Source organism: Streptomyces sp. URMC 126, from assembly GCF_051386555.1.
In the GTDB taxonomy this organism is placed as follows: domain Bacteria; phylum Actinomycetota; class Actinomycetes; order Streptomycetales; family Streptomycetaceae; genus Streptomyces.
On the sequence record NZ_JBPQTX010000054.1, the window covers coordinates 1 to 13,692 of the forward strand.

A 13,692-nucleotide genomic window follows, 5' to 3' on the forward strand; every position below is an offset into this window, starting at 1 on the left:
GGGCCGGGGCGACGCAATCGCACTATCACCCTTTCGTGTGAGTTAGCCCGGAGAACAACCGCCATCGTCAACGGTCCGCCGCATTGGGCGCGTTGGGGTCTTTCACGGCGCTTGCCCACCTTCGAGCGCCGCCGTGTCCTTCCCCCGTTTGGCCCCGTTGGTCACGGGACCGCCGGAAACGGCACCCGAACGAGTGGAAGGGGCACACACCCATGACGACCGATCACCGGCTCAAACGGACGGCGGCCCCGTCCCCTGCCCCGGAGGCGGCGGACAGGCCGTCCCGCCCGCCCCTGCCCGAACCGAAGGAAGTGCGATGCCGCGACGCCGGAGTCCGGGACGCGTTCGAGAACGCGTCCTTCTTCCGACTCTGTTCCCGCATCCCCGCCCTGCTGGCCCAGATCGCCCGGATGGCCTGGGAGGTCGACCGCCGCGACGTCCTGGTGCTGGTGGGCTGCCAGTTGCTCTCCGGCGTGGCGGCGGCCGTCGGCCTGGCGGCGACCGCCCGGGCCATGGGCCCCGTGCTCGGCGGCGGGCTGGTGCCCTACCGCATCCGCGAGGCCCTCCCGGCCCTGGTGGTCGTGGCGGTGGCCGCCGCCGTCGCCCGCGTCACGTACGGGGTGGCGTCCTGGGCCGTGAGCCGGCTCAAACCCCGGCTGATGACGGCCGCCGACGTCGCCCTCGTCGAGGCGGTCGTCTCGGTGGAGCTGGCGGCTCTCAACCGCGCGGATTTCGCGGACGAGCACGAGGCGGCCGAGACGGGCGCGATCCGCTGCGACCGGATGCTGTACGACGCCCAGGCGTTCATGTCCGCCCTGATCCGGCTCGCCGCCGCCTTCGGTGTGCTGACGGTCCTGCATCCGCTGATGCTGCCGGTGCTGGTGCTGGCGGTGGTGCCGTCCGGGGCCGGCGCGGTGGCCGAGGCGAAGATCGAGCACCGCACCCACTACGCCAACGTCTCCCGCCGCAACGTCAAGGGAATGATGCGCTGGCACGTCACCACCCCGCGGCTGGCGGACGAGGTGCGGGCCAACAGCATGCGCGAGTACCTGATGTTCTGGTACCGGACGGTCTCCCACCGCATCGACGAGCGCATCGTCGAGGCGGCGGGCCTGGGGCTGCGCGTCAACCTCCTCGCGGCGGTCGCGGGCGGCGCCTGTCTGACGCTGGCCTGGGCCACGCTGGTGTGGCTGACGGTCACCGGCCGGGTGTCGTTCGCCGTCTCCGCCACGGCCGTCGTCGCCGTGCGCACCGCCCTCGCCAACCTCGCCAATGTCGTGCACTACTGCACCAGCCTCTTCCACTCCACCCTGTACCTCGGCGACTGGAAGCGCTTCGTCGACCGCACCCGGGCGCTCGCCCCGAACCGCGGCCGTGAGACGGCCCCGGCGCACCCCGAGACCATCCGCTTCGAGAAGGTCACGTACTCCTACCCGAACAAGGCCCGCCCGGCGGTCGACGGCCTCGACCTGACGCTGCGGCGGGGCGAACTGGTCGCGGTGGTCGGCGAGAACGGCTCCGGCAAGTCCACCCTGATGCGGCTGGTGACCGGGCTGTTCACCGCCGACGAGGGGACGGTGTCCTGGGACGGGGTGGACCTCGCGACCGTCGACCCGGACACGGTCTGGGCCCGGACCGGCCTCGTCCCGCAGTTCTTCGCCTACTGGCCGCTCACCGCCCGCGAGAACATCACCCTGGGCCAGCCCCTCACCTGGGACGACGACCGGGTGTGGGAGACCGTGGACCTGGTCGGACTCCGGCGTACCGTCGAGGAGTTCCCCGAGGGCCTCGACATGCTGCTGGCCCGCGAACTGTGGGGCGGCGTCAATCTCTCGGGCGGCCAGTGGCAGCGCATCGCCTGCGCCCGGGCCCTCTACCGCAGGCCGCCGGTGCTCATCCTGGACGAGCCGACCAGCGAACTCGACGCCCGTGGTGAGCACATGGTCTTCCAGGCACTCAAGGACATGGCCAAGGACCGGATCACCATCGTCGTCACCCACCGGCTGGACAACACCCGGATCGCGGACCGGATCGTGGTGATGGAGCACGGCCGGATCACCGAACAGGGGACGTTCGACCGGCTGGTGACGGCCGGCGGCCTCTTCCAGGAGCTGTACGCCCTCTCGCAGGACCGCTGACCCGGCCCCGTACACACGGAGGGCGCCCGGCCGCGGACTGTCGAGCCCCGCGGCCGGGCGCCCTCCGGCGTCCGAAGTCCGAATCCGCTACCCGCGCCGCTCCGCGCGGCGGACGGCCACCCGCCGGCGCAGCAGTACGAGCGGGACGGCGCCGACGAAGGCCACGGCGGTGGGGGCCGCGGCAGCCGCCTTGTCGATGCCCTTCCGGTCGAAGTCCTGGTCGAAGGTGTCGGGCACGGGCAGGGTGGACCAGCGGTCGATCGGCCAGGCCACGACGATCGCGCGGCCGACGACGTTGCCGACGGGCACGAAGCCGTTGCCCGGCTCCTTCTGGTGGAGGCGGGAGTCGGCGGAGTTCTGCCGGTGGTCGCCCATCACCCAGAGCCGGTCCTTGGGCACGGTGACCTTGAACTCGATGTCACTGCTGCACGGGGTGTTCCCCGGGAAGACGTACGGCTCGTCGAGCGCCTTGCCGTTGACCTTCAGCGGGCCGGTCCCCTTGCACTCCACCGTGTCGCCGCCGACCCCGACGACCCGCTTGATCAGGTCCTTCTCGTTGGCCGACGGCATCAGCCCGATGAAGCTGAGCGCCTTCTGCACCATGTTGGGTTCCGGCGTCGGCTCGTCCCGCAGCCAGGTGCCCGGGTCGTGGAAGACGATGACCTCGCCGCGCTCGGGCTTCGACCCGAACCACGGGGTCAGCTTGTCGACGAGCACCCGGTCACCCCGCTGGAGGGTGTTCTGCATGGAATCCGAGGGGATGGAGAACGCCTGCACCAGGAACGTCTTGATCAGCAGCGCCAGCACCAGGGCGACCACGACGAGGATCGGCAGCTCCTTCCACAACGGCCGCTGCTGGCCGCCCTTCTTCTTCGCCTTGCCGGTCTCGCCGGCCTTCCCCGCCGTCTCGGCGTTCCCGGGCGTCGCGGCCGTCCCGGCCGTCCCGTCGGGTCCGCCCACGGGCTCCTCCTCCGGCCCGCCGTGCTCCGAACGCGCGCCCACCGCCACGTCCCCCACATCCACTCCTCACTTCGACCACCGCCCGCTCCGTCCGCGGCTCGGGCCCCGGCGTTCCCGTCGAGCGGGAGATTCCGGCGGGGCCACCCTATGCGAAGCGGGGGTCCGGACGTTTCGGGCGTCGCCGGAGCGCGCCATGACGGGGCGTCGGCGGCGCGGCGGCTCCCCCTTACGGGCCGCCGTGCGCTCGCCCGCGTCCGCGGCGCGCCGACGCTCCCCTGCCGTACCCAGGCCCGCCCTACGCGGTGGGAACGGCCCGGCTCCCCTCGCCGTCGAGCCGGGCGTGCGGGTGCCGCAGGCACCAGCCCTCCCAGGCGGAGGCGACCATGTCGCGGACGGTGTGCCGGGCGCGCCAGCCCAGCTCCCGCTCGACCGGCGAGGAGTCGGCGACCACGCGCGCCGGGTCGCCCGGCCGCCGGGCGGTGACGACGGGGGTGGTGTCGTGGCCCGTCACCTCGCCGATGACGGCGATCAGCTCGCGTACCGAGAGGCCCTCGCCGCGACCGACGTTGTAGGTGCGGGCCACGCCCTGCCGTCCGCGCAGGAAGCGGGTGGCGGCCAGGTGGGCGGAGGCGATGTCGGCGACGTGGATGTAGTCGCGTACGCAGGTGCCGTCCGGGGTCGGGTAGTCGTCGCCGAAGATCACCGGGGCCTGCCCGGCGGTGATCTTCTCGAAGACCATGGGCACCAGGTTGAGCACCCGCTCGTCGGCCATGCGCGGTTCCGCCGCCCCGGCGACGTTGAAGTACCGCAGGTTGACGTAGTCGACGCCGTGGGCGCGGTGCGCGGCGGCGGCCAGCCACTCGCCGATCAGCTTGGTCTGGCCGTAGGGGCTGATGGGGTCGCAGCGGGTGGATTCGGTGACCAGGTCGTCGTCGACCATGCCGTAGACGGAGGCGCTGGAGGAGTACACGAGCTTGCGCACGCCCGCGTCGTCCATGGCCGCGAGGAGGGTACGGAAGCCCTCCACGTTCTGCCGGTAGTGCAGCAGCGGCAGTTCGACGGACTCGCCGACCTGGGTCCGGGCGACGAGGTTCACCACGCCCTCCACCGGGTAGCGGCGGAAGACCTCGGCCAGCGCGTCCGCGTCCAGCACACTGGCCTCGACCAGCGGGACCCCGTCCGGGACGGCGTCCCGGCTCCCGGTGGAGAGGTCGTCCACCACGACGAGCCGCTCACCGGCCTCCCGCATGGCCCTGACGACGTGTCCGCCGATGAATCCGGCACCGCCCGCGACGAGCCAATACGACATGTCCCACTCCTTTTCGTTCCGTGGCCGGCCCCGCCCCGACGCCACGGACGCGGTGGTTCCGCGGGGACCGCGGCCTCAGGAGATCATCGCGCCACCCGGCCCGCCGCCGCTCACCGGCCCCCGCGTGACGCCCCTCGGCACCCGCCCCGCCACCGGACGGGGACGCGGCTCACCCGCCACGGACGGCGCTCAGGACAGCAGCAGCCGCGCCGCCATGAGCAGCCCGATCACCGTGCCCGCCTCCGTCACCGCTCCCGCCCCGGCCGCGCGGAGCGCCTCGTCCAGCGGCATCCAGCACACCCGCATGCCGGCCTCGGTCGGGTCCCGGCGCAGGGTGCCCGGGCGCAGGGCGGTGCCCAGGAAGAGGTGGGTGACGGCCGACGTCCGGGACGGGAGCGCGTGGAAGACGCCCAGCGTCCGGAGCGTGCCGGGGCGCCGGCCCGTCTCTTCCTCGCACTCGCGCGCCGCCGCGGCCTCGGGGTGCTCGCCGGGGGCGACTCCGCCGCCCGGTACGTGCAGCAGCCGCCGGCCGAGCGGCGCGAAGTCGTCCTCGACCAGGGCGACGCGGCCCTCGTCGTCGACGGGCACCACCCGGGCGCCGTCCGCGAGCGTGAGGCGTTCGTACGTCCCCGGCACGCCGTCCGGCTGCAGGACGCGGTCGCGGTGCAGCGTCAGGTGGTCCCCGCGGTACAGCACGTCCGTACCGAGCCGCTCCCAGCCCCGGCACTTTCCGTTGTCGTCGGCCATCCCTCGTCGTTCTCCCGGACCCGTAGCGGCGACTGGCCTCTTGAGAACGACCCGGCCGCCCGCCGGTTCCGCGCCCGGCGGCTCGGGGGCGGGCCCTTGCGCCTCCCGGCCCGCCGGGATAGACCTGCCCCACCACCGAAGGCGAACCGGAGTGCGAGACATGACCCCCGACGACCGCGTCCCCCCGCCCACCACCGGAGACGAGCGGGAGACGCTGCGAGCCTACTTGGACTACCACCGCGCGACCCTCGCCCGGAAGTGCGCGGGCCTCACCGACGAGGAGCTGCGCGACCGCCCGATGCCGCCGTCGACGCTGTCGCTCCTCGGCCTGGTCCGCCACCTCGCGGAGGTGGAACGCGCCTGGTTCCGCCGCGTGTTCGAGGACAACGACCTGCCGCTCGTCTGGTCGGACCGGACCGACTACCAGGCGGCGTACGACGCGTCCTCCTCGACCCGCGCCGAGGCCTTCGCCGCGTGGGACGCCGAGGTCGCCCACTCCCGCCGCGTGGAGGCCGCGGCGCCGGACCTGGACACGACGGGCCTCCAGCCCCGGTGGGGGCAGCGGGTCTCGCTGCGCATGGCGATGGTCCACGTCCTGCTGGAATACGCCCGCCACAACGGGCACGCCGACCTCCTGCGGGAGGGCATCGACGGCACGGTGGGGGCCTGACAGGGGGCGGCGGTTCCCCGGCGGGCCCGACCGGCCCGTGCCGCGGCCCGGCTCTCCCGCCGTCGGGGACGACCGGTCGGCAGGCGCGGAACTCCGCGCCCCGGGCCGCCGGTTCCCGGCCCCGCCCGGTTAGCCTCGCCGTATGGAACCCATCCTGGTCAGCGCGTGTCTACGAGGGATCCCCTGCCGGTTCGACGGGCGGGACAAGGCGGCGCCCGAGGTGGCGGAGGCACTGGCCGGGCGCACGGTGGTGGCCTTCTGCCCCGAGGTCGCCGGCGGGCTCGCGACGCCGCGGCGGCCCGCGGAGTCGGTCGGCGGCGACGGGCACGACGTGCTCGACGGGACGGCGCGTGTCGTCGAGGACACCGGACGTGACGTGACGGCGGAGTTCGTGGCCGGGGCGTGGCGCGCCCTGGCGGCGGCGCGGCGGGCGGGGTGCTCGGAGGCGCTGCTGATGCCGCGCAGCCCGTCGTGCGGGCGGGGCGCGGTATACGACGGCTCGTTCGGCGGGCGGCTCGTGCCGGGCGACGGTGTCACGGCCGCGCTGCTGCAGCGGAACGGGATCGCCGTGCGTCCCGCGCCGGGGGTGGGGCCCCGGGCCGGCTCCCCCGGGCCCGTTTAGCCGCCCGGCGATCGGCAACGCGTGCCCCATCGGCACTTTCCCGCCATAAGGAGGCACAGTGGCAGCGTCCGGCAATGTGAGCACCGAGCTGTGGGACGAGTTCCACGCGGCGGTGAACATGACGTCCCGCGAGCTCCAGGACTGGCTGAACGTCCAGGCGGCGGGCGAACGGACCGAGGAGGTCCCCGACCGCGCCGGGCCGCGCACCGGGCGGCAGGTCCTCGACATCCTGGCCAAGCGCCGCACCGACCTCACCGAGGAGGACGCGCGGGTCATGCGGCGCGTCTGCGACGTCGTCCGGTCCCAGCGCAGCCCGGACCGGGAGCCGGAGGCCGGGGGGACGCAGTGGCGCCACGGCCTGATGAACATCGGCCACGACCCGCTGAAGCCGTCCTGAGCCGAAGCCGGCCCGGCCCCGCCTCCCGCGCCACGGCGTGCGGGCCGCGCCGGGCCGGACGACACTGAAAGACCGGGGCGGACGGCGCACACGTACCGCGCGGCGGCCGTCTCCGGACCCTCTGCAAGCGAAGCGAAGGGCAGCGCCGACATGAGCGCCAAGGACAGGACGAAGGCCAAGACCGACCAGACCAAGGGCCGGCTCAAGGAGACCCTGGGCCGGATGACCGGCGACCGGAAGACGCAGGCCGAAGGCCGCCTCCAGAAGGCCAAGGGCGAGCTCCACGACGCGGTCGCGAAGGCCCGGCACGCGGCGGAGCGGAAGCAGCACAAGGGCAGGTGACATGGGTCCGCCGGCCCGGGCCGGGCCGGCGGACCCATGTGCGGGCGCTCGGCCGGCCGCGCGCGGGAGCGGCTCGCCCGTGGGCGGGAGCGTCTCGACGAGGCGAGGCGATGCGCCTCCGCGAAGGGGGGGGACTCGGCCGTGCCGGGCAGGCGGACGGCGCCCGCGACCGAAGCCACCGAGGCCGTCCGGGGGAACGGTTGCGGCTGCCCCGGCCGCCACGCTTCCGCGGCACTCCCGTAAGAGATGAGGCGCCCGCAGGGCGCCAACACCTCCGGGCTCCGCGTGCACGTCTCGCCGCCGACCGCGGCCGTGAGGTCGCGGCTCGCTCGCGGAGCAAGGCGTCCGGCCGGGCGACTCCCCCGCGACACCACCGCCCCGGCGTCCGCCGAGACGTGCGTCGCGGCCGGGGATCGCCGGGAACGGCGAGCGTCAGCCGCCGCCGCTCCCGCGCCGGACCAGCGGCAGGAACAGTTCGTCCACGATCTCCTCCAAGTCGGCCTCGGCGGGCGTGCGGTGGGCCACGAGCAGGTCGTGGACGGTCAGGACCACCGGCAGGGTGACCAGCCGGTCCGGGAGCGGCGCCGCCGGGGCGAGCTCGCCGCGACGGGCCGCGCGGTCGAGGACCGTGCGCATCCAGTCGCCGCCCGGATCGCGGTTGCGGGAGGCGAGGTAGGCGGACAGATCCGTGCCCCGGTCCGTCTCGGCGGCGAGCACCTGCCGGACGGGGGCGAGTTCGGCCATCCGCCGGACGACGAGGCGCAGCACGGCGAGGACGTCGCCCCGCAGTTCGCCGGTGTCGGGCGGCGCGTCCGGCAGGGGCGGGGTGCGGTGCCCCAGCGCGGCGAGGACGAGTTCCCGCTTGGCCGGCCACCTGCGGTAGAGGACCGGGCGGCTGGTGCCGGCGCGGGCGGCCACCGCCTCGTACGTCAACCCTTCGTAACCGACGGCGACCAGTTCGTCCCAGGCGGCTTCGAGCAGGGCCGCCTCCAGTTCGGCGCCTCGGCGGCGCCGGCGCACGGCGGGCTCCCCATCCGCGCGCTCCGATGGCTCTCGCGTTTCCGTATCCCTGGACTCTTTAGACACGTGATGTATCTTAATCGCGCCCTTAAGATACACAGTGACTCTTATTGGAGAGTGTGGCATGCGCGGCAGAGGCGTCCACTACGACACCGGCACCTTCCCCAACGGCGACAGCTCCCGCCCCGCCTTCGACCCCCGCGTCGTCGCACGCGAGATGCGGGTCATCGCGGACGAACTGCACTGCTCGGCCGTCCGGATCACCGGCGGCGACCCGGACCGCATCGACGTCGCCGCACGCCACGCCGCCGAGGCCGGGCTGGAGGTCTGGTACTCGCCGTTCCCCTGCGAGATGACGAACGACGAGATGCTGCCGTACCTCGTCGACTGCGCCGAGCGCGCCGAGCGGCTGCGCCGGGACGAAGCCGACGTCCGTCTGGTCACCGGCTGCGAGTTCAGCGTGTTCGCCCGCGGCTACCTGCCGGGCGATCTGCTCAAGGACCGGATACCGGTCCTGGCCGGCCCCGGCCGGGAAGCGGCGCTCGCGGGCATGCCCGGCAAGGTCAACGCCTTTCTGGACCGCGTCGTCGCCACCGTCCGGCCGGTCTTCGGCGGGCCGCTGAGCTACGCCTCCAACCCGCTGGACGGCGTGGACTGGACGCCCTTCGACATCGTCGGCCTCAACCACTTCCGCAGCCTGCGCAACGCCGCCACCTACCGCGAGGAGCTCCGCCGGGACAGCGTCCACGGCAAGCCGGTGGCGATCCTGGAGGTGGGGTGCTGCACCTTCCGGGGCGCCGGCGACCTGGGCGGCGCCGGGTGGTACGTGGCCATGGAACCGGACGGCGTCACGCTCAGGCCGGACCTGGTGCGCGACGAGGAGGAGCAGGTCCGCTACCTCGACGACCTCCTGCCCGTCTTCGAGGAGGAGGGTGTCGACACCCTCTTCTGGTTCGGCTTCGCCGGCTACTCCTTCCCCCACCGGCACCGCCCGGCCACCGGCCAGGATCTCGACATGGCCTCTTACGCCATCGTCAAGGTCCTGGCCGAGGACGGCGGCTTCCCCGCCACCGCCCGCACCCGCCCCGACCTGCCCTGGGAGCCGAAGGCGGCGTTCCACGCGCTCGCCGCCCGCTACCGGGCCATGGCGGAGCGGGAGGCGGGCGCCCGGTAAGGGGCGGGCGGTCAGAAGGGCTTCGCGGGCAGGTACTTGCCGTCGAGCGTGATGACGGCGCGCTCCCCGCCCTCCGGGTCGGCGACCTTCTTGACGTCGAGCCGGAAGTTGACGGCGCTGATGATGCCGTCACCGAACTGCTCGTGCACCAGGGCCTTGAGGGTCGTGCCGTACACCTGGAGCATCTCGTGGAAGCGGTAGATCGTCGGGTCGGTCGGGACACCGTTGCCCAGGCAACCGCGGGTGGGGATGGTCCGCAGCAGCGTCACCGCCTCGTCGTCCAGGCCGAGCAGTTCGGCGACGGCCCGCGCGGATTCCTCCGGCAGCGCCTGCTGGCCGAGGACGGCGGCGGTGACGAAGGCGACGGACAGCCCGGCCGCGTCGGCTATCTCCTGCCAGGTCAGGTCCCGGCGGGTCTTGGCCGCCACGGCGGTCTCGGCGAGCCGCAGACGGGCGGTGGGGTCGAACTGGGCGTGCAGCATGATGGTTTCCCTTCGATGTGTGGTGCGTGTGTGTGGGGGGACGCCGGTGCGCGGAGGCGTACGGCGTCGGCTGGTGGCCGTCGCCCGCGGATCCTCGTCGGCGCGGGAGGGCCGGTGAGAGGGGGGCGGCGTGAGGGGTCAGGCGGGCAGCGCGGCGTCCGCGAAGGCGGGCCCGGCGGCCGGCTCCTCGACCGACACGGCGCCGGTCGCGATGTCGAAGACCCAGCCGTGCAGGGTCACCGCGCTCCGGGCCAGCGCCCCGGCCACGCTCGGGTGCGTGGCCAGATTCGCCAACTGGGCCCGGACGTTGGCGCGGACCAACGCGGGGAGCGCCTCGTCAAGGGGCGCGGCCGGTACGTCCGCACCGGGGGCAACGCGGGCCCGGGCGGCGTCCGCGTGGCGCAGCCAGTCCGCGACGGCCGGGGTGCCTCGCAGGTCGCGGCCCTCGGCCAGGGCGGTCATCGCACCGCAGCCGGAGTGACCGCAGACGACGATGTCGGTGACACCGAGCACCGCGACCGCGTACTCGACGCTCGCCGCCACCCCGTCGGCGCCGGGCGCGTACGCCGGGACGATGTTGCCCGCCGTCCGGATGACGAAGAGGTCGCCCGGCTCGACCTGGGTGATCAGTTCCGGTGGGACCCGGGCGTCGGAGCAGCCGACGAACAGGGTGTGCGGTGCGTGGCGGTCGGCCAGCCGGGCGAAGAGGCGCGCCTTGGCCGGGAAGACGTCGCGGCGGAACCGCGCGACGCCCCGGGCGAGGTCGTGCATGATCGCTCCCTTCGGTGAGGGCCAGCCTGGTGCGGCTGACGTCCTCCACCCTGCACGACCAGCGGCTATAGAGTCCAAGAGCTGTCGGGCATGCGCCCTATTGGTTTCGTCTATGGTTGCCCCATGGCCCTGGAACTGCGTCATCTGCGCTATCTGCTGGCGGTGGCCGAGCACCGCAACTTCACCCGTGCCGCCGAGGACCTGCACATCTCGCAGCCGACCCTCTCGCAGCAGATCAAGCAGCTGGAGCGCACGGTGGGCGCCCAGCTGCTGGACCGCACCGGCCGTTCCGTCCGGCTGACCGACGCCGGGGAGGTCTACGTCCGGCACGCCCGGCGCGCCCTGCGTGACATCGCCGCCGCCGAACGGGCCGTGCACGACGTCCGGGACCTGTCGCGCGGACGGCTGCGCCTGGCGGCGACCCCGACGTTCACCGCGTACCTCGTCGGCCCCCTCATCGCCGCACTGCACGCCCGCCACCCCGGCCTCACGCTCACCGTCCGGGAGATGGCCCAGGACGAGCTGGAGGCGGCCCTGCTGGCGGACGACCTCGACCTGGGCATCGCCTTCGACGGCCCGCACCAGCCGGGCATCGCGGCGGCCCCGCTGTTCACCGAGACACTGAGCGTCGTCACGGGCCCTCGGACCCACACCGCACCTCCTGCCCCGCCTCTCTCCGCCTCCGACCTCGGCTGTCTTGAACTCGCCTTGCTCAGCCCCGTCTTCGCGACCCGGGGGCATATCGACGCCTACTTCGCCCGGCACGGGGTGAGCCCGCGCATCGCGGTCGAGGCCGACTCCCTCCAGGCGCTCACCGAGATCGTCCGCCGCACCGGGCTGGCCACCGTTCTCCCCGACGCCATCGCGCGGGACGATCCCCGTCTGACCCCCGTCGCCGTCCGGCCGCCCCTCCCCTCCCGTACCGTCGCCCTGCTGCGCCGGGAGGCCGCCTACCTCAGTGCCGCCGCCGACGCCTTCACCCGCCTCGCCCACGAGCACGTCCGCACGCCGGGCCACGCGCCGACGCTGTGAGCGGCGCGGTGCCGCCGGGAAGCGACGGGCCCCGGCCATCGCCCCATGGCCACACCGTGCCCTCGCGTGATCATCTGTCACCGTGGAAGCCATATGGACGAGTGCCGTAGCGGTCGCGGGGACGCTGCTCGGCTCATTGATCACGCACTTCCTGCAACGCCGCGTCGCCCAGCGCGGCGAGTCGTTCGCCCGGTCGGAGGCGCTGCGGCGGGACCGCTTGACGACGTACAGCGCGTTCGCCGAGGCGGTCGAGGACTACCGGCACGGCCAGGCGGACCGCTGGTACCGCTTGCTGGAGTCCCCGGACACCGAGGCGTTCGTCGCGGCGCGCGACGAGGCCCACCGCCGCCGTACGGCGGCCCGTCAGGCGCTGTACCGGGTGCGTCTCCTGACGGACGACCCGGTGGTGAACACGGCGGCCAAGCATGCCTACGCGCGTACGTTGGACATCTCCAACGCCCGGGACCAGGACGGCCACGACGCCCGGGACGCCCGGGCGAGGCAGGCCATCGAGGAGTTCGTGGCCCGCGCCTCACCGCTGGTCCGCTGAGCCCGGACGGCGGCACGCGACCGCGCCGGGAGACGCCCCGCGTGACGGGGTACGGCCGCTCAGGCGCCGGCCGCTCAGGCGTCGGCCGCGGCGAGGAGGAGCCGCGCCAGTTCGCGCGGGCGGGAGAACATCGGCCAGTGACCGGTGTCCATCTCGGCCCGCTCCCAGTGTCCGCCGGCCCACAATCCGGCCACCGCCGGGGGCGGTTCGGCGCCGGCCAGACGGCAGAGGACGTACGTGGCCGGCAACTCGGCGAGGGGCCGGTCCAGGAGGGCGGGTTCGGTCAGCGTGGCGCCGGGCTGGGGTGTGGAGCCCGCGACGATCCGTGCGATCTGCTCCTCCGTCAGCCCGTGGCCCGCGTAGTGGGAAGTGGGCGCGACCGGCCAGTGGCCCCCGTTCTCGGCGATCCGCGCCGTCACCGCGGCCCCGCCGTCCGGCCACGCCGAGAGGAACGAGGCGCCGTCGGCCGGCACTTCGGCGTCGACGAACACCACGCGCCGCAGCCGGTCGCCGATCCGCCCGGCGGCCTGGCCGACCGGGATCCCCGCGTAGCTGTGCCCCACCAGGACGACGTCCCGCAGGTCCCGCCGCTCCACCTCGTCGACGACGTCGCGGACGTGGGTCCGCTGCCCGGCCGGTACGTCCCGCTTCTCGGCCAGGCCGGACAGGGTCAGCGGACGGACGCCGTGCCCGGCCGCACGGAGGTGCGGCACGACGTCGTCCCACGCCCAGGCCCCGAGCCGCGCTCCCGCGACCAGTACGAAGGTCACCATGGCCGCACGGTAGCGAAGCGGCCCGACGCGCCGCTCGTGGATTTCCGCGCGACGGGCGGGGTCGGTCGGCGCACCGGTCTCACCCGGCGGGAACGGCGCGTGCGAACGGCCCGGGATCCGCCAGTGGCCGTACCCGGTCGGTGGCGGGGTCGTAGCCGAGCACGGGATCCCGGTCGGCGCCCTCGGGGGACATGGTCACCGGCTTGTCCAGGCGGCGGCCGATCGCGCACAGGACCCCGCAAAGGACGTCCACGCCCCGCTGCCCGCGCAGCTCCCGCAGGTCGACGTCGAAGTCGACGGTGTCGGCGGAGACCGGCCAGAAGATCACCGTGACGTCCGGTGCCGGGCGGACGCGCAGGTGGCCCGCGCCCTCGCCGTCGTCTCCGCCGTCCCGGCCGTCGCCGTCATCACCGCCGTCCCCGCCGTCGCCGTCATCGTCCGGGGGCCGCGCCAGGATCTCGGCGGCGGGCGGCAGGGGCGCGGGGCCGCCGCCCACCCGGTACTCCCACTCCCACCCGCTCGACCGGACCAGGTCGAACACCGCCTGCCAGTCCGCGACCGAGGTGCCCGGCACGCTCAGGTCCGGGAGGGCGCCCATCAGGTCGGGGTCGAAGAGGTGCTTGACGTCGTTCCACAGCAGGCCGGACATCCCGTCATGATGCCCGTGGGCCCGCCCGGGCGCGGAACCGGCTCCGGGTCGTCGGC

General features: G+C 74.2%; 16 protein-coding genes. 8 read left to right on the top strand and 8 right to left on the bottom strand.

Going from position 1 to position 13,692, the window contains the following annotated elements:
• Positions 1 to 212 precede the first annotated feature (212 nt).
• A complete protein-coding gene (locus ACSNOK_RS09510; RefSeq protein WP_436780157.1) occupies positions 213 to 2,138 on the top strand; it encodes an ABC transporter ATP-binding protein in 1,926 nt (641 codons plus the stop codon).
• An 87-nt stretch (positions 2,139 to 2,225) separates the two neighbouring features.
• Here ACSNOK_RS09510 and lepB read toward each other — a convergent pair whose 3' ends face one another.
• From lepB to ACSNOK_RS09525, 3 genes are all read right to left on the bottom strand, one after another.
• Complete coding sequence (gene lepB, locus ACSNOK_RS09515) at positions 2,226 to 3,155, bottom strand: signal peptidase I (RefSeq protein ID WP_436780158.1); 930 nt, start codon at positions 3,153 to 3,155, stop codon at positions 2,226 to 2,228.
• Positions 3,156 to 3,393: 238 nt separating this feature from the next.
• A complete protein-coding gene (galE, locus tag ACSNOK_RS09520; protein ID WP_436780159.1) occupies positions 3,394 to 4,407 on the bottom strand; it encodes a UDP-glucose 4-epimerase GalE in 1,014 nt (337 codons plus the stop codon).
• Between the two features lie 189 nt (positions 4,408 to 4,596).
• A complete protein-coding gene (locus ACSNOK_RS09525) occupies positions 4,597 to 5,154 on the bottom strand; it encodes an NUDIX domain-containing protein (RefSeq protein WP_436780160.1) in 558 nt (185 codons plus the stop codon).
• Positions 5,155 to 5,314: 160 nt separating this feature from the next.
• Between ACSNOK_RS09525 and ACSNOK_RS09530 the strand changes: the two genes are divergently transcribed.
• The 4 genes from ACSNOK_RS09530 to ACSNOK_RS09545 all read left to right on the top strand — a co-directional run bounded on the left by ACSNOK_RS09530 (position 5,315) and on the right by ACSNOK_RS09545 (position 7,185).
• Complete coding sequence (locus ACSNOK_RS09530) at positions 5,315 to 5,824, top strand: DinB family protein (protein ID WP_436780161.1); 510 nt, start codon at positions 5,315 to 5,317, stop codon at positions 5,822 to 5,824.
• 142 nt (positions 5,825 to 5,966) lie between these two features.
• The gene (locus tag ACSNOK_RS09535; RefSeq protein WP_436780162.1) at positions 5,967 to 6,446 is read left to right on the top strand and encodes a DUF523 domain-containing protein; all 480 of its coding nucleotides are present in this window, start codon (positions 5,967 to 5,969) and stop codon (positions 6,444 to 6,446) included.
• 58 nt (positions 6,447 to 6,504) lie between these two features.
• Positions 6,505 to 6,843, top strand: coding sequence for a DUF3140 domain-containing protein (locus tag ACSNOK_RS09540; protein ID WP_436780163.1), 339 nt, complete (start codon positions 6,505 to 6,507; stop codon positions 6,841 to 6,843).
• A gap of 150 nt (positions 6,844 to 6,993) precedes the next feature.
• Positions 6,994 to 7,185: a CsbD family protein gene (locus tag ACSNOK_RS09545; RefSeq protein ID WP_436780164.1), complete on the top strand. Its 192-nt coding sequence runs from the start codon at positions 6,994 to 6,996 to the stop codon at positions 7,183 to 7,185.
• Positions 7,186 to 7,617: 432 nt separating this feature from the next.
• Here the strand turns inward: ACSNOK_RS09545 and ACSNOK_RS09550 are convergent, their stop codons facing one another.
• Complete coding sequence (locus ACSNOK_RS09550) at positions 7,618 to 8,205, bottom strand: TetR/AcrR family transcriptional regulator (protein ID WP_436780165.1); 588 nt, start codon at positions 8,203 to 8,205, stop codon at positions 7,618 to 7,620.
• Between the two features lie 124 nt (positions 8,206 to 8,329).
• Between ACSNOK_RS09550 and ACSNOK_RS09555 the strand changes: the two genes are divergently transcribed.
• Positions 8,330 to 9,379: a hypothetical protein gene (locus ACSNOK_RS09555; RefSeq protein ID WP_436780166.1), complete on the top strand. Its 1,050-nt coding sequence runs from the start codon at positions 8,330 to 8,332 to the stop codon at positions 9,377 to 9,379.
• An 11-nt stretch (positions 9,380 to 9,390) separates the two neighbouring features.
• Here ACSNOK_RS09555 and cynS read toward each other — a convergent pair whose 3' ends face one another.
• Positions 9,391 to 9,861, bottom strand: coding sequence for a cyanase (gene cynS, locus ACSNOK_RS09560; protein WP_436780167.1), 471 nt, complete (start codon positions 9,859 to 9,861; stop codon positions 9,391 to 9,393).
• A gap of 138 nt (positions 9,862 to 9,999) precedes the next feature.
• On the bottom strand, positions 10,000 to 10,632 hold the full coding sequence (locus tag ACSNOK_RS09565) for a carbonic anhydrase (protein WP_436780168.1): 633 nt from the start codon (positions 10,630 to 10,632) through the stop codon (positions 10,000 to 10,002).
• Between the two features lie 123 nt (positions 10,633 to 10,755).
• On the opposite strand from ACSNOK_RS09565, the gene cynR reads away from it, so the two are divergent.
• Entirely contained in the window at positions 10,756 to 11,664 is a 909-nt protein-coding gene (gene cynR / locus ACSNOK_RS09570; RefSeq protein ID WP_436780169.1) for a transcriptional regulator CynR, read from the top strand.
• An 82-nt stretch (positions 11,665 to 11,746) separates the two neighbouring features.
• On the top strand, positions 11,747 to 12,214 hold the full coding sequence (locus ACSNOK_RS09575) for a hypothetical protein (protein WP_436780170.1): 468 nt from the start codon (positions 11,747 to 11,749) through the stop codon (positions 12,212 to 12,214).
• A 74-nt stretch (positions 12,215 to 12,288) separates the two neighbouring features.
• Here the strand turns inward: ACSNOK_RS09575 and ACSNOK_RS09580 are convergent, their stop codons facing one another.
• Both ACSNOK_RS09580 and ACSNOK_RS09585 read right to left on the bottom strand, forming a co-directional pair.
• Positions 12,289 to 12,987, bottom strand: coding sequence for an alpha/beta fold hydrolase (locus tag ACSNOK_RS09580; protein WP_436780171.1), 699 nt, complete (start codon positions 12,985 to 12,987; stop codon positions 12,289 to 12,291).
• Positions 12,988 to 13,066: 79 nt separating this feature from the next.
• Complete coding sequence (locus tag ACSNOK_RS09585) at positions 13,067 to 13,636, bottom strand: hypothetical protein (RefSeq protein ID WP_436780172.1); 570 nt, start codon at positions 13,634 to 13,636, stop codon at positions 13,067 to 13,069.
• Between the last annotated feature and the right edge of the window lie 56 nt (positions 13,637 to 13,692).